This window comes from Nocardiopsis sp. FIRDI 009, from assembly GCF_003386285.1.
Lineage (GTDB): Bacteria > Actinomycetota > Actinomycetes > Streptosporangiales > Streptosporangiaceae > Nocardiopsis.
This window is the reverse complement of the sequence record NZ_QPNC01000006.1, coordinates 1-14,725: the sequence shown is the minus strand read 5'-3', so window position 1 is coordinate 14,725 and position 14,725 is coordinate 1. Positions and strand designations below refer to the sequence as shown.

The following is a 14,725-nucleotide window of genomic DNA, read 5'->3' as shown; positions in this document are numbered from 1 at the left end:
GCGGACCCCCGAGTGCGATAGCGTCCTGAGTCTGCGGGCACCAAACGTGGCCTTGCCTGTACTCCCCGCGTACAGCGGGATCGCGCGTGCCTCCACGGGCTCGGCCCGCCACGCGACGGACCCTCGGACGGTCGGTCCGACCGGGTGCGGAGGGGCCACATCGATCGGCGCCCGCGACCAGTCGGTGGGGAGGAGTGCGATGGGACAGCCGGGCACCACCGGTCACGGCATCAGAGCACAGCTCAACAGGATGGTGCTGATCCCCAGCATCACCTTCCTGGTCCTGTTCGTCGTCCTGAGCGCGGCCACGCTCGTCCAGGCGGTCTCCCTCCGAGCGGCCGTCGGCGACGGCCGCGACGGCATCGAACTCGCCGACGCGCTCGCCCGGCTCCAGGAGGAGCGCCGACTCAGCGTCGAGTACCTGGCGGACCCCGGACCGCGGACACGCCGCCCCCTCGTCGACGCCGCCGACTCCACGGACGCGGCCCTCGACCGTGTGCGGGACCTGCGCGGCAGCCTCGGCGCACGCGACGAACCGGGCGTCCCCGAGCTCGCCGACGCGTTCTTCGCCTCGTTGGACGAGGTCGAGCGGACCCGCGCCGACAACCTCGCCGATCCCGGCGGGATCGAGGACACGATCGCGAGCTACACCTCCTCCGTCCACCAGGGCATCCGGCTCTACGCCAGCATCGCGCGCGCCCTCGACGACGGACCCGCCTCCGCCGAGGCCGCCGCCGCCACCGATCTCATGTGGGCCCTGGAGAGCTTCAGCCACGCCGACGCCCGCGTCAGCGCGATCCTCGCCCGGGACCGCCTCACCCGCACGGACCAACTGCGCGTCGCCGAACTCGCCGCCGACGCCCGCCACCGGGTGACCACCACCGGTCCCGGTCGGGCCGCCCCCGACCCCGCCGCCCCCACCGCGCGAGCCCTCGCCGAGAGCGACGCCTGGCGCGAGGCCCTCGACATCACCGACACCCTCATCCACCACGACCCCGCGGTCACCGTCGACCCGGTGACCGCGGAGCGGACCCGCGACACCACCCCGCCCCCCGGGACCGACGCCTGGCGCGCGGCGGCCGACCGGGTCACCGACGATCTCGAGGCCGTCATCGGCGCCCGAACCGGATCCGTCGTCGCCGCCGGGGAGGAGGCCAGCTCCTGGATGCTCACCCTCGCCCTGGGCGGCGGCATCGTCTCCCTCTTCGCGGGCACCGTGGCCTACGGCGTGGCCGCCCGCTCCGCCAGCCGGCTCACCTACCGCCTGGCCAAACTGCGTTCCGACACCCTCGGCACCGCACGCTCCGACCTGCCCCGCATCGTGCGGCGGCTGGAGGCGGGCGAGACCGTCGACCTCGACACCGAGATGAAGCAGCTCGACCACGGCGACGACGAGGTCGGCCAGGTCGCCGACGCCTTCAACATCGCCCAGCGCACCGCCGTCAGCGCCGCCGTCAAGCAGGCCGACCTCCGGGCGGGCGTCAACCGGGTCTTCCTCGGCATCGCCCACCGCAACCAGTCGCTCGTGCAGCGCCAGATCCAGCTCCTGGACCGGGTCGAACGCGAGGAGGAGGACCCCGACCTGCTGGAGAGCCTCTTCCAGCTCGACCACCTGGCCACCCGCGGGCGTCGCCACGCCGAGAACCTCATCATCCTCGGCGGGGCGCAGCCCGGTCGGCGCTGGCGCCATCCCATCCCCCTGGTGGACATCCTGCGCGGCGCCATCTCCGAGACGGAGGAGTACGCGCGGGTGCGGGTGACGTCCGTGCCCGAACTGTCGCTGGCCGGCGCCGCGGTGGCCGACGTCATCCACCTGTTGGCCGAACTGGTCGAGAACGCCACCGCCTACTCCCCGCCGCACACCGAGGTCACCATCGCCACCGAGACCGTGCCCAAGGGGGTCGCCGTCGAGGTCGAGGACCGCGGACTCGGCATGACCGAGGACGCCCTGGCCAAGGCCAACACCACCCTCAGCGAGGCGCCCGAGTTCGACGTCATGGGCCCGGGCACCGACGCCCGGCTGGGCCTGTTCGTCGTCGCCCGCCTCGCGCACAAACACGGCATCGGAGTGCAGCTGCGTTCGTCCCCCTACGGGGGCACGCGCGCCGTCGTGCTCATCCCGTCGGCGCTCATCACCTCCGGTTCGGCCGGGGGGACCGAGCGGCCCCGGATCGGCGGCGTCGCGCGTGCGGGGGTCAACGCCGCGCCGGAGCGGCGGGATCGGGGGGACACACACGACCTCCTCGCCACCGCGGGCGGGGCCTCCGGTCGTCAGCGGCCCCTGCTGCGGCCGGTCCCCCCGCACTCCGACGGTGACGCCAGCGTGGCCCGGTCCCCGCGCGGCACCGGCTCGCCCGTGCTCCGGCAGGTTCCCGACCTGGCGGTCTCGGGCGCTGACGGAGCCGGTACCGGTGAGGTCGCCGACCACGGCAACGGTCGCGTGGGGGCCGGCTCCGACCGGCCCGGCCTGCCCAGACGCAGGCGGCAGGCCAACCTCGCACCGCAGCTCAGGGAGGACCGGGGCACGGGCCCCGCTCCGAGGTCGGCGGGCCGGAGCCCGGAGCAGGCACGCCGGATGATGAACGCCTTCAGCGCGGGTACGCGCCGTGGGCGGGCCGAGGACGTCGACGGGAGCGAACACGGAATTGACGGTCAGGTCGGTGCGGACACCGACGATCACACGGGAGAGAGCGACTGAGATGGTGGGCAAGAGCAAGGCCGCGGACAACCTGGACTGGTTGTTGGACGATCTGGTGGATCGCGTGGTCGGCGCCGACCACGCGATCGTGCTGTCGGCTGACGGGCTGTCCCTGGGGCGGTCCCGCGGGTTGGCCCCCGAGGACGCCGAGCACCTGTCGGCGCTCGCGTCCGCGTTCCAGAGCCTGGCGCGGGGGACGGGACGGCACTTCGGCGGGGGAGAGGTCCGCCAGACCGTGGTCGAGATGGAGCACTCCTACCTCTTCGTCACCGCGGCGGGGTCGGGGGCCTGTCTGGCGGTGCTGGCCAGCGAGGACGCCGACGTCGGTCTGGTCGCCTACGAGATGAACCTGCGGGTCAAGCGGGTGGGGCAGTTCCTCACGGCCGCGCCGCGGCGGTCCGCGGGGCTCAGCGCCATGGGAGGGACAGGTTCGTGAACACATCGGGCGAACAACGCGACGCCGTCCTTCCGGGACCCGTACCCGCGGAGGGGGCGGGTACCGGGGCCTCCGGCCTGGAACCCGGCGGCGACCGCTCCGAGCCCTGGTACCGGGGGAGGACCCATCCGACCTCCGAGGGGCCCTCCCCGGGCGTCCTGGCGGGTGACGCGCCGGGGGGGTCCCTGGTCCGCCCCTACACGATGACGCGGGGGCGCACGCGCCCCCGCGACCACGGGCCGCGGCTGGACATGATCACCATCGTGGTCGCCGTCCGCGGCCGGGACGCGCGACCCCTGGAACCCGAGCAACGGGAGATCCTGCGGTTGTGTCGGCGGCCGATCTCGGTCGCGGAGATCTCGGCCCGGCTCGACATCCCCATGACCGTGGTGAAGGTGCTCCTGAGCGACCTCGTCGCCGAGGGAGACGTCCGCACACGGGCCTCCGTGCCCGTGACCCAACTTCCCGAGAAGAAAGTACTTCAGGCGGTACTCGATGGCATCCGCAGACTCTGAGACCCGGCCGGGGGCGCGGGAAGCGGCCCAGCAGGAGCCGATCCCGCAGGCAGTCAAGATCATCGTCGCCGGGGGGTTCGGCGCGGGCAAGACCACCCTGGTCGGCTCCGTCAGTGAGATCGCCCCGCTGAGTACCGAGGAACTCATGACCGAGGCCAGTTGCGGGGTGGACGACACCGGAGGCGTGGAGGACAAGACCACGACCACGGTCGCCCTGGACTTCGGCCGCATCACCATCAACCCGGACATCGTGCTGTACCTGTTCGGGACACCGGGCCAGGACCGGTTCTGGTTCATGTGGGACGAGCTGTCCGCGGGGGCGCTGGGCGCCGTGGTGCTCGCCGACACGCGCAGGCTCGACACCTGCTTCCACGCCGTCGACTTCTTCGAACGGCGCGGCGTGCCGTTCGTCGTGGCGGTCAACCGCTTCGACGGCGCCGAGGACTACCGGGTGGAGGAGGTGCGCGAGGCGCTGGACGTCAGCGAGGGGGTCCCGATCCTGATGGCCGACGCCCGGGTGCGCACGTCGTGCAAGGAGGTCCTCGTCGAGTTGATCACGCACGTCCTCAGGGTGCGGAGTCCGGCCCTGAGCGGATGAGGTCCGGCGCCCCCGCGCCGGGCCGACGGGGCGGTCCGGTATACGTTCGGGACACACACCCTCGAATGCGGTGTTGAACGCTACAATGTCGCGGCAGTGACCTTGGCCGTGATCTGCCCCGATCGCCCCATCCGCCTCTTATCTGAATCCTGGTATGCGAAACTCAGACCGACTTCCTCCACGCGAACTCCCCAAGCGTCGTTCCGGTCGACACCGCAACCCGCTGTCCTTCGACAACTGGTTCGGTACGCCCGCGCTCGTCATGGCGGTCCCGGGAACGGCCGAACAGGCCAGGGACGCCGACGGCGGGTCGATCGGTGCCCGGATGGCCGATCTGGTACGCGCCTACCGCCCCGAGGTCACGATCCGCTTCGGGCACACCGAGGGTGACGAACAGACGCTCGCCGAGGCGCTCACCGGCCTGGACGAAGGGGAGGACCGTCCGCTGGCCGGTGTCGTGGTGCCCCTGGTCACCGCCCCGCACGAGGCCGCGTCCGCGGCGATCTCCGCGGCCGTGGCCGACTCGGGCGCGAACGTGCGCGTCACCGAGGGGCTCGGCCCCCACCCGATGCTGGCCGAGGTCCTGCACCTGCGGCTGGCCGAGGCCGGGTTCGTGCGGGCCGACCGCATGCGCCTGATCAGCGTGGTGGCGCGGGACACGACGATGGCCGACGGCGTCGTCGTCGGCGCGGTCGGCGGTGAGGGCGCGGTGGGCGCGGCCGGGGTGAGCGCGGTCCTGCTCGCCGCCCGTCTCGGACTGACCGTCCTGCCCGCCGACCTGGACAGCGCGGAGTCGGTGGAACAGACCGTCGCCCAGCTCCGCCAGGGCGGATGCCAGCGCCCGGTGATCGCGCCGAGCGCCCTGGGCCCCGAGCTGCCCCGCGCGGAGCTGGAGGCGCTGGCCGAGCGCGTCGGGGCGCGCCTGGGTACGCCGCTGGGGGCGGACAGCCTGCTGGGCAAGATCGCCGCCCTGCGCTACGCCGAGATCCTCAACTCGCTGGGGGTCGAGCAGCCGCCGACCGTCGACGAGCTCCCCGCACCGGTGGGTTCCCGGCACCGCCCGGAGTCCTGATCCGGGACGTGACACGAGGTCGCGACACGCCGGGTTCCACGGGAGGACACACGGGGCCATCCGTTCCACGGGTGGCCCCTTCGCGTGCGTACCGGTGTGACCTGGGTTTTCGAAGTGAACACGGGTTCCGTAGCACATCGAGGGAGTCCGTTTCCGCCTCGAAGGATAACTATTCGTGATTGTTTGACAGCGTAGGGCAATGAAACTCCGATAGCCTCGCAACGACCGCACTCCGTCGAAGCGCCCGCCAAGGAGCACGGCGGATCCACAGGTTGGAGGGGGCCATGCGTAGAACCCGCGACCGCGCGCCCACGATCCGCGCGCAGCTCACCCGTATCGTGCTGATCCCGAGCCTGTGCTTCCTGGCGCTCTGGCTCGTCGTGGCCGCAGTGGGGACGGCCCAGGCGGTCCAGCTGATGAGCGCGGTCGCCCAGGCGAGGGAAGGGGCCCGCGCCTACTCCGCCGCCGCCAACGAACTGCGGGCCGAGCGGCGGCTGACCGTCGTGCACCTCGGCCTCGGCGAGCGGGAGGCGGCCGACGCCGCGCTGCGGGCGGAGCTCGACGCCCAGCGTGAGCGCACCGACGCGTCCCTGACCCGGGCGGTCACCGCGGTGGGCGCCCCGCCACCGCCGCTCGAGGAGGCGCCCACGGCGGTGACCGAGTTGCGCACGGACATCGACGAGGGGAACGCCGGTCGAGGGGAGGCGCTGATCCGGTACGGCGACGTCCTCGACGCCCTCCAGGACGCCACGACCGCGCTCCTGCACTCCACCGACGGCGGCGAGAACCTGACCGACGCGATCCTCACCCAGGAACTGCTCGGCGCCCGGTCCGCCTTCGCCCGGGCGGACGCGCTCCTGGCCGGGGTCATCGCCGCGGGGGAGATGAGCTACGAGGAGACCGCCCACTTCACCTACCTGACCGCCTCCTACCGCGACGCCCTGGAGAACGCCGAACCCGCCATGCACCCCACGGTGAGGGAACGCTACGAGGCGATGGTCGCCCAGGACGCCTGGGCGCGGACCGAGAGAGTCAGCCGCCGCGTGGTCACCCGGCCGCCGATCGCCGAATCCGCCACGGGGGAGGGCGACCAGGCGGTCGAGGGCGCACCCCCCGGATGGAACACCCGCATCGACGTCACCGACGTCGAGTGGGACGCCTCCTCGGCCGCCGCCGCGCTGGTCCTGGACGGCCTGACCCGCGCCCAGATCGAACGCACCGTCGACCTGGCCTGGAGCACCGCGCTGCTGCGCGTCTCGCTCGGCGTGGCGGCCGGGGCGGCCACCCTCGGCGCGGGCGTCGCCGCGATCGCCGTCGTCAGCCGTTCGTCGCGCCGGCTCACCGACCGGCTGGCCCGGCTCCGGGAGCAGATCCTGGACCGCGACGAGGATCTGCCCGCCATCCTGGACCGGGCCCAGCGGGGGCACCGGGTCGACGTCCACGAGGAACTGCCCCTGCTGGACGAGTGCGGGGACGACGAGATCGGGCAGGTCGCCGAGGCCCTGGACAGCGCCCAGGTCGCCGCGGTGGAGGCGGCGGTCCGCCAGGCGGAGATCCGACGCGGCGCCAACCGGGCGTTCCTCGGCGTCGCCTTCCGCAACCAGACGCTGGTCCAGCGCCAACTGCGCCTGTTGGACGAGATCGAGTACCACGAGCAGAACCCGGAGGCACTGCACCGCCTGTTCCGGCTGGACCACCTGGCCACGCGGGCGCGCCGCTACGCCGACAACCTCATCATCCTCGGGGGTGGCCAGTCGGCCCGCCGGTGGCGCCAGCCGCGTCCGCTCGTGGACGTGCTGCGCGCGGCCATCGCCGAGACGGAGGACTTCGAACGGGTACGGCTGACCTCGGCGCCGCGGGCGCTCCTCCAGGGGCAGGCGGTCGAGGACATCGTCCACCTGCTGGCGGAGCTGGTGGAGAACGCCACCCAGTTCTCACCGGCCGGAACCCCCGTGGACGTCGGCTGCGCACCCGTGGCGGACGGTCTGACGGTGGAGGTCGAGGACCGGGGGGTGGGCATGTCCGAGCACGGGTACGCGGCCGCCGAGCGGACGCTCAACCAGCCCCCGGAGTTCGACGTGATGGCCCTGCCCGACGACCCGCGCCTCGGACTGTTCGTCGTGGCCCGGCTCGCCGGACGGCACGGGGTCCGTGTCTGGCTGCGTCCGTCCCCCTACGGAGGGACCCGGGCGACCGTGCTCATCCCGGACACCCTCCTCGAACCGCTGGAGAACGCGGCGCCGGTCGCGGGGCGGGGGACCCCACCGTCGGGTGTGCCGACGGGCGGCCGGATACCGGACCCCACACGCCACCCCGAGGAAGGGGGAGGGGTGCCCGTGACCGACCCCGGGCACGGCGGGCCGCCGGTCGCCGCTCCGCCGGGCGGGGTCCCACCCCACCCCACCCACCCCAGCGGACCCCAGGTCATCCCGCCTCCCCACCCGCCGCACGGGGGCCACGGTGAGCGCTGAGGGATCGAAGGCCGGGGGCGGCCACGGGCACCTCCCCCACCCCGACACCGGTCCGGTCCCGGTTCCGGAGGTCGCCGTCCCGCCCGCAGCGGAGGCCGAGGCCCCCGACACCGTGTGGCTCGGCCTGGACAGCGCCGGAGCCGGGAGGGAGAGGTTCCTGCGCCCGTTCGCGGTCGACGCGGGTGACCCCGACGCGGTGCGGTCGCACGGTACCGCGCGCGGGCGCGGGATCGACCTGCTCGGGCACGTCGTCGCCGCCCGGACCCCCGGACGGCGGGAACGGCTGCGGCCCGAGCGCGGCGCCATCCTGGAGCACGCCCGGCACGCGCGGACGCTGGTCGAACTGGCGGCGGAGGTGCGGTTGCCGGTGGGCCAGGTCCGGGAGATCGTCGCCGACATGGTGGGCGAGGGGGCGCTCCAGCTCTGTGGCCCCTCACGCCCGCTGGCCCACCAGGACATCCTGCACGCGGTCCTGGTGGGGCTGAAGTCGCTCTGACCGACCCTGCCCGGGGCGCCCGCGGGCGGTGTTGCTAGCGTTCCGCCATGCGCAGCACCGAACACGTCGGCGTCGTCGGCGCCGGAATCGTCGGACTGGCCCTCGCCCGGCGGCTCTCCCTGCACAGGCCGGGTGCCCGCGTCACGGTCCTGGAGAAGGAGGACCGGGTCGCCGCGCACCAGACCGGCCACAACAGCGGTGTCGTCCACGCCGGTCTGTACTACCGGCCGGGGTCGCTCAAGGCCACCCTGTGCCGTCGCGGGGTCGGCCTGCTCAGGGAGTACTGCGCGGAGCACGGCCTGCCCTACCGGGAGGTCGGCAAGGTCCTGGTCGCGGTCGACGACGAGGACACGGCGCGGTTGGCGGACATCGAGCGGCGGGCCAGGGACAACGGCGTGCCCGGGGTGGTCCGTCTCGGCCCCCGGGGGCTGCGCGACGTCGAGCCGCACGCCGCGGGCGTGGCGGCGCTGCACTCGCCCACCACGGCGATCACCGACTTCGTCGCCGTCGCCGAGCAGCTCGCCGACGACGTGCGCCGCTCCGGTGGGCGCGTGCTCCTGCACACCCCCGTCATCGACATGCGGCAGGACCACGACGGCGTCGAGGTCCTCACCGGCGACCCCGACGGCGAGCGGCGCATCCACCGCTTCGACCGCCTCGTGGTCTGCGGTGGGCTGCACGGCGACGAACTCGCGCGGATGGCGGGGGCGGGCGCCGACCCCAGGGTCGTGCCGTTCCGCGGCCACTACCACGAACTCGTCCCCGAGCGCCGCCATCTCGTGCGCGGGCTGGTCTACCCGGTCCCCGACCCGCGGTACCCGTTCCTCGGGGTGCACCTGACCCGGCACGTCCACGGTGAGGTCATGGCCGGTCCCAACGCCATCCTCGCGGCGGCACGCGAGGGCTACCGGGCACGTGACCTCGCCCCGGACGACCTCGCGCGGACGCTCTCCTGGCCCGGCTTCTGGAAGCTGGCCCGCCGCCACTGGCCGATGGGCGCCCGCGAGGTCCTCGTGTCCTCCTCGCGCGCGGTGTTCGCCCGCCAGGCGCGTCGGCTCGTACCCGAGATCAGCGCCGCCGACCTGCGTCCCGCCGGATCCGGGGTCCGGGCGCAGGCGCTGGGCCGGGACGGCACGCTGCTCGACGACTTCCGTGTCGACACCCACGGGCGGGTGGTGTGCGTGCGCAACGCGCCCTCGCCCGCGGCCACGTCGTCGCTGGCGATCGCCGAGTTCCTCGCCGACCACCACGTCCCCGAACGCTGACGGGGGCGGTTCCACGGGGGCGTCCGCAGGCGAGCCCGGGGTGCCCGGGGCGTGTCGGAGCGGAGTTGTCCACAGGTTCGGGCGCACCCTGGTGAGGTGCCCCGAGCGCTTCGATCATGGATGGGGACGGGGAGTCGGGAAGGGCCCGGAACCACCGTCGGAGGTGCCCATGACCATGCTCGGACGGCTCGTGGCGGCGGTCACCGCCCTGATCGCACTCGTGTTCACCGCGGCTCCGGCCGCCGCCGACCCTGGAGGAGACGTGGACGGTTTCACCGTCGGGTACCTGCCCGCTCAGGTCGACGATCAGACGTCGGTCGACGAGTTCGACTACGAGTGGGGCGACGTGTCCTTCTCCACCCGTGTGTGGGAGAGGGCGTTGGAGGGCGGAGGCGCCAGGGTCGTCCTCCAGGTCCTCGTGATGCGCGGGGACCGGCTCTCGGACCTGGACGCGGTCCGCGCGTTCCTGGCCGAGTACCACGAGCGCTCCCCGGACGGCTGGGAGCTCACCCCGTTCGACAACCGGGGGGTCCCGGCCCTGCACGGGGAGACCGAGGCCTTCTGGTGCCCCGAACCGGGGGTCGCGGTGGAGGTCCGGGACGCCTTCGGCCTCCTCGGCCAGGAGGAGCTGCTGGCGACCGCTCGGGGGATCAGCCAGCGTCCCCTCGGCTGAGCGGTCGGCCACGGCCGCCCGTCCGTGGTGGCGGACGGCAGCCGTGGCGACGGTTCGACGCGGAGGTTCAGCAGCCGGCGAGCACCTCGCGCAGGGACTCCGCCTCGTCCTGGTCCACGGTCAGCTCCCAGACGTGCTTGACCTCGATCCAGGACACCGCGTAGTCGCAGTGGAAGGACTCCAGCGGGGGCAGCCAGTCACCCGGGTCCTCGTCGCTCTTGGACCGGTTGCTGGAGGCGCTGACCGCCCACAGCTGGGGAGAGGCGTCGAGGTCGTTGGCGAAGCGTTCGCGCTCGGCGGTCGTCCACTCGCTCGCGCCCGAACGCCACGCCTCCTTGAGCGGAACCATGTGGTCGATGTCGAGGTCACCGGCCTCGGTGAGGGTCTCGCCGTCGTAGACGCTGTACCAGGTACCCGACACCGGCTGACAGTCGTCGTCGACCTCCACGTCCTCACCGTCGCGCAGCAGGACCACCTGGCGGGTGGTGCAGCCGTCCCGCACGCCGGAACTCCAGTGCGGGAACAGGGAACGGTCGTAGCCGGGCGGGTCGGTCTCCGCCACGACGTCCAACTCCTCCAGCCACCGGAGCGCCTCCTCCACGTCGGGGGATCCGCCCGCCGACGTTCCGTCGGCGGGGGGAGCGCTGGCACCGGTGTCGGGTCGGGGCGAGCCCTGGGTCGGGAGGTCGATCACCCCCAGTTGGTACAGGGCGACTACCGCGACGACGACGAGGGCACCGGCGGCACCGGTGAGGATCTTCTTGGGCACGGAGAACTCCAACGCGGTCCGGGTTCCCCGGACGCGGGGTGCTCCGGGGCGCTCCACCAGCTTGACGTACGCGGAAACGGTACCGGGCTGGTGGGGATCCACGCGCCGGGCCCTGACCACCTCCGTGACGCCGAGGCGGCCGGCCGGCATCAGGGTCCCCCTCCGGGGCGGCCTCCGCCGTTCCTCTCCTCCCCGAACCGCGCGGAGACGGTGTCGGGCCAGCTCCGGACGGCCCGCACGGACCCCTCCACCAGGAGTTCGTAGCTCTCGTCGACGTCCTCGGGCAGGCCGAAACCGCCCCGGCTCTCCAGGTCCACGAAACCGTGCAGGGCGCTGCGCAGGGTACGGACGGCGTGCACCGCCTGGTCACCGTCGATCCCGAACCCGCGCAGGACGGCCGTGAGCACCTCCACCGGAACGGCGTAGATCCGCTGGGCCTCGGTGTCGTCCGCGGCGGGGGCCCGTTGGAGCGCGGCGTACCGTCCCGGGTGGGTGTGCGCGTAGCGGCGGTAGGCCACGGCCACGGCGCGCAGCGCGTCGGGCCCGGCGAGTCCGGTGGCGGACACGCGCAGCCGGTCACCGAGTTCGGCCGCCGCGAGCAGGCCGATCTCGCGTCGCAGTCCCGTCAGGCCGTCGACGTGCTTGTACAGGCTCGGGACCGCCACCCCGAGCCGTTTGGCGACCGCGGCGAGGGAGAGGGCGTCGAGCCCCTGCTCGTCGATGAGCAGGGCCGCCTCCTCCGCCACCAGCCGCGGGGTCAGTCCGGCCCTAGGCACCGGCACGCACCTCCTCGACCAGGTCCAGGAGGGCGGGTACGACGAGATCGGGGCGCTGGGACTGCGGGTAGTGGCCGCACTCGGGGACCATCCGCACGGATCCGCCGACCACCGAGGCCACCCACGCGGCCTCGGCCGCGGGGTCGGGCCAGTCCGGGTCCTGCTCACCGACCAGCACCACGGCCCTCGCGCTGAGGCCGTCCGCGTCCAGGACCTCTTCGTGGGGTGCGTGGATGGTGGAGCGCACGGCTCGGAAGCGGTCCGGGGGACGCAGCATCGCCATGACGCGTGCCTTCTGTTCCTCGTGCCCCTCCGGCTTTCGGCCGGTGTGCAGGCTGTCGTAGTAGGACGTCAGCGCCTTGGGCCCCCAGGGGCGCAGGAGCAGCAGCCGCAGCATGACCCTGGTGAACAGGTTCGGCGTGGCGCTGCGCAGGAACGGACCCAGCAGGGCGATTCCGGCGACCAGCTCGGGGCGTTCCCCGGCGGCGATGGTCGCCGCGGCCCCGCCCATCGAGCAGCCGACCACGACGGCGCCGGTCCCGTCGAGTTCCTCGATGAGGGCGAGCGCGTCCTCGGCGGCCGCGCGGTTGTCGTACCGGTCGAACGTGGTGTCGCTGTCACCGTGGCCGCGCAGGTCCATGACGGCGACCCGGTGTCCGGCGTCGGCGAGGGCGGCGCCGACGAATCGGAAGGAGGCGCGGTGGTCGAACATCCCGGGGACGCAGACGACGAGGGTGCCGTCGTTTCCGGGGCCGTAGAGGTCGTAGGCGATCCGTCCCCGCGGACGGTGGAGGTGGTGCACGGTCGGCTCTCCCCAGTTGGCTATGGCCTATAGCCCAAAAGCTAATACTATTAGCTTTTGTATGTCAAGGGCCTCGGACGCCGAGGAGGGCGCCGGGGACTCTTCCCGGCGGCCCCCGGCGTTGTGTGTGACGGATGCTCAGTCCGGCGGGCCCGATAGCGTGGGGTACGAGGAAAACCGGGTGATCGTCCGCAATGACCCGGCCTACACTTCCAGGCAGATCGGGCCCGGGGCCCGCCCTAGCGACAGAGAGACGACAGTGACCGACATCATCGACGAACTCCAGTGGCGCGGCCTGCTCGCGCAGACGACCGACCTTGACGCACTCCGCAAGGCGCTCGCCGATGGTCCGATCACCCTGTATTGCGGATTCGACCCGACGGCGGGCAGCCTGCACGTCGGCCACCTCACCCAGATCCTCACCCTGGCCCGTTTCCAGCAGGCCGGTCACCGTCCCATCGCCCTGGTCGGCGGCGGCACGGGGCTCATCGGTGACCCCAAGCCCACCGCCGAGCGGCAGATGAACTCGGTCGAGACCGTGCGCGGTTGGGTCGACAACCTGGGGGCGCAGCTGTCGGCCTTCCTCCGGTTCACCCCCGAGGGGGAGCAACCGCGGCCGACCGACGCGATCCTCGCCAACAACGCCGACTGGCTGGGCGAGATCAACGCGATCGAACTGCTGCGCGACGTCGGCAAGCACTTCAGCATCAACCAGATGCTCGCGCGCGAGACCGTCCGCAGCCGCCTCGACGGCGAGGGGATGAGCTACACCGAGTTCAGCTACGTGCTGCTCCAGTCCTACGACTACGTCCAGCTCTACCGGCGCTACGGATGCGTTCTCCAGACCGGCGGTTCGGACCAGTGGGGCAACATCACCGCGGGTCTGGACCTGATCCGCCGGATCGACGGCAACGAGCCGCACGGTCAGGCGCACGCCCTGACCACCAACCTGCTCACCAAGGCCGACGGCACCAAGTTCGGCAAGACCGAGTCGGGCAGTGTCTGGCTCGATCCCGAACTGACGTCGCCGTACGCCTTCTACCAGTTCTGGTTCAACGCCGACGACCGTGACGTCATCCGGTACCTCAAGGTGTTCAGCTTCCTCAGCAGGAGCGAGATCGAGGACCTGGAGCGCCAGACCGAGGAGCGGCCGCAAGCCCGTGCCGCCCAACGCGCCCTGGCGCGGGAGCTCACCACGCTCGTGCACGGCGAGGAGGAGTGCCGCAAGGTCATCGACGCGAGCCTGGCCCTGTTCGGCCGTGCCGACCTGGCGGAGCTGGACGCCCGCACCCTGGACGCCGCGCTGTCCGAGGTGCCCAAGGCCGAGGTCTCGGGGCCGGTCGAGGAACTGCCGACCGTCGCCGAGCTGTTCGCGCAGAGCGGCCTGACCAACAGCAAGTCCGCCGCCCGCCGCGCCATCCAGGAGGGCGGGGCGTACGTGAACAACGTGAAGGTCACGGACGTCGAGGCGCGGATCGGTGCGTCCGACATCCTCCAGGAACGGTTCGTCGTGCTGCGCAAGGGCAAGCGCAACATCGGTGGAGTCATCCTCACCCGGGAGTGACCAGCGCCGTCTCCGTACCGGTCGGGGCCGACGTCCTCCGCGGCGTCGGCCCCGACGTGTGCGCGGAGTACCGCACGGACGAGGGAGAGCGGGCTGTTGTTGGCGGGATGAGGGTTTCGATGAGGAATGTCCTGGGCAGATAACATGTTGACAGTGACAGAGCCGACGCGGTTAGTCGGTCCAGGTGTGTGGACCGGACGCGTCAGGGGCCTGAAGATGCCGCCCGGACAGGGGCGACAGGGCCCCGGATCCACGGGTTCCCACCCGATCCGGGGTCTGGTTTGACGTTCAGGGAACACGTCCCTATACTCGAAAGAGTCGCTGCGGGACGGCGAGCGGCCCTCATAGGTCGACTCGGAACCGGGCCGTGACACACCTTCCTCTCGCCATCGTGGTTCGAGCACTCGCTGGAGCCCGGTAGGCTCGGGGGGTCGCTTTCCACACCGGTGAAACAGCCGAGACGGACGAGCGACAGATGGAGTGACAGACGGGTGCTTTACCCCGTTCGGTTGATCCGAAACCGCCGGTTTGGCGGGACACGGAACACCTGATAAAGTAAAGACACAACAAAGCGGAAACGCAGACGCCTT

At 72.5% G+C, this 14,725-nt stretch carries 13 protein-coding genes; 10 read left to right on the top strand and 3 right to left on the bottom strand.

Annotated features, from left to right (window positions below; all coding sequences use genetic code 11):
* Window positions 1-199: 199 nt before the first annotated feature.
* The 9 genes from DVR05_RS03385 (at window position 200) to DVR05_RS03345 (ending at window position 10,224) form a co-directional block, all read left to right on the top strand.
* Window positions 200-2,698: a sensor histidine kinase gene (locus DVR05_RS03385; protein ID WP_116244333.1), complete on the top strand. Its 2,499-nt coding sequence runs from the start codon at window positions 200-202 to the stop codon at window positions 2,696-2,698.
* 1 nt (window position 2,699) lies between these two features.
* Window positions 2,700-3,134, top strand: coding sequence for a roadblock/LC7 domain-containing protein (locus DVR05_RS03380; RefSeq protein WP_116244332.1), 435 nt, complete (start codon window positions 2,700-2,702; stop codon window positions 3,132-3,134).
* A gap of 77 nt (window positions 3,135-3,211) precedes the next feature.
* Window positions 3,212-3,649 carry a DUF742 domain-containing protein gene (locus DVR05_RS03375; RefSeq protein ID WP_116244551.1) on the top strand — a complete coding sequence of 146 codons (438 nt, stop codon included), beginning with the start codon at window positions 3,212-3,214 and terminating at the stop codon, window positions 3,647-3,649.
* The gene (locus DVR05_RS03370) at window positions 3,630-4,247 is read left to right on the top strand and encodes an ATP/GTP-binding protein (protein WP_116244331.1); all 618 of its coding nucleotides are present in this window, start codon (window positions 3,630-3,632) and stop codon (window positions 4,245-4,247) included. Before DVR05_RS03375 ends, DVR05_RS03370 begins: the two co-directional genes overlap by 20 nt.
* A 154-nt stretch (window positions 4,248-4,401) precedes the next feature.
* The gene (locus DVR05_RS03365) at window positions 4,402-5,319 is read left to right on the top strand and encodes a sirohydrochlorin chelatase (RefSeq protein ID WP_116244330.1); all 918 of its coding nucleotides are present in this window, start codon (window positions 4,402-4,404) and stop codon (window positions 5,317-5,319) included.
* 284 nt (window positions 5,320-5,603) lie between these two features.
* Window positions 5,604-7,790, top strand: coding sequence for an ATP-binding protein (locus DVR05_RS03360; RefSeq protein WP_116244329.1), 2,187 nt, complete (start codon window positions 5,604-5,606; stop codon window positions 7,788-7,790).
* Window positions 7,780-8,286, top strand: a complete 507-nt coding sequence (locus DVR05_RS03355; RefSeq protein ID WP_369974492.1) for a DUF742 domain-containing protein — start codon at window positions 7,780-7,782, stop codon at window positions 8,284-8,286. The genes DVR05_RS03360 and DVR05_RS03355 overlap by 11 nt, the downstream gene beginning before the upstream one ends.
* 47 nt (window positions 8,287-8,333) lie before the next feature.
* Window positions 8,334-9,551, top strand: coding sequence for an L-2-hydroxyglutarate oxidase (gene lhgO / locus DVR05_RS03350; protein WP_116244328.1), 1,218 nt, complete (start codon window positions 8,334-8,336; stop codon window positions 9,549-9,551).
* 262 nt (window positions 9,552-9,813) lie between these two features.
* Window positions 9,814-10,224, top strand: coding sequence for a hypothetical protein (locus DVR05_RS03345; protein ID WP_116244549.1), 411 nt, complete (start codon window positions 9,814-9,816; stop codon window positions 10,222-10,224).
* Between the two features lie 67 nt (window positions 10,225-10,291).
* Here DVR05_RS03345 and DVR05_RS03340 read toward each other — a convergent pair whose 3' ends face one another.
* From DVR05_RS03340 to DVR05_RS03330, 3 genes are all read right to left on the bottom strand, one after another.
* Window positions 10,292-10,993, bottom strand: coding sequence for an HNH endonuclease family protein (locus DVR05_RS03340; RefSeq protein ID WP_232831968.1), 702 nt, complete (start codon window positions 10,991-10,993; stop codon window positions 10,292-10,294).
* A 149-nt stretch (window positions 10,994-11,142) separates the two neighbouring features.
* On the bottom strand, window positions 11,143-11,769 hold the full coding sequence (locus DVR05_RS03335; protein ID WP_116244548.1) for a TetR/AcrR family transcriptional regulator: 627 nt from the start codon (window positions 11,767-11,769) through the stop codon (window positions 11,143-11,145).
* Window positions 11,762-12,571, bottom strand: coding sequence for an alpha/beta fold hydrolase (locus DVR05_RS03330; RefSeq protein WP_116244326.1), 810 nt, complete (start codon window positions 12,569-12,571; stop codon window positions 11,762-11,764). The genes DVR05_RS03335 and DVR05_RS03330 overlap by 8 nt, the downstream gene beginning before the upstream one ends.
* A 259-nt stretch (window positions 12,572-12,830) precedes the next feature.
* On the opposite strand from DVR05_RS03330, the gene tyrS reads away from it, so the two are divergent.
* On the top strand, window positions 12,831-14,135 hold the full coding sequence (gene tyrS, locus DVR05_RS03325; RefSeq protein WP_116244325.1) for a tyrosine--tRNA ligase: 1,305 nt from the start codon (window positions 12,831-12,833) through the stop codon (window positions 14,133-14,135).
* Window positions 14,136-14,725: the final 590 nt, after the last annotated feature.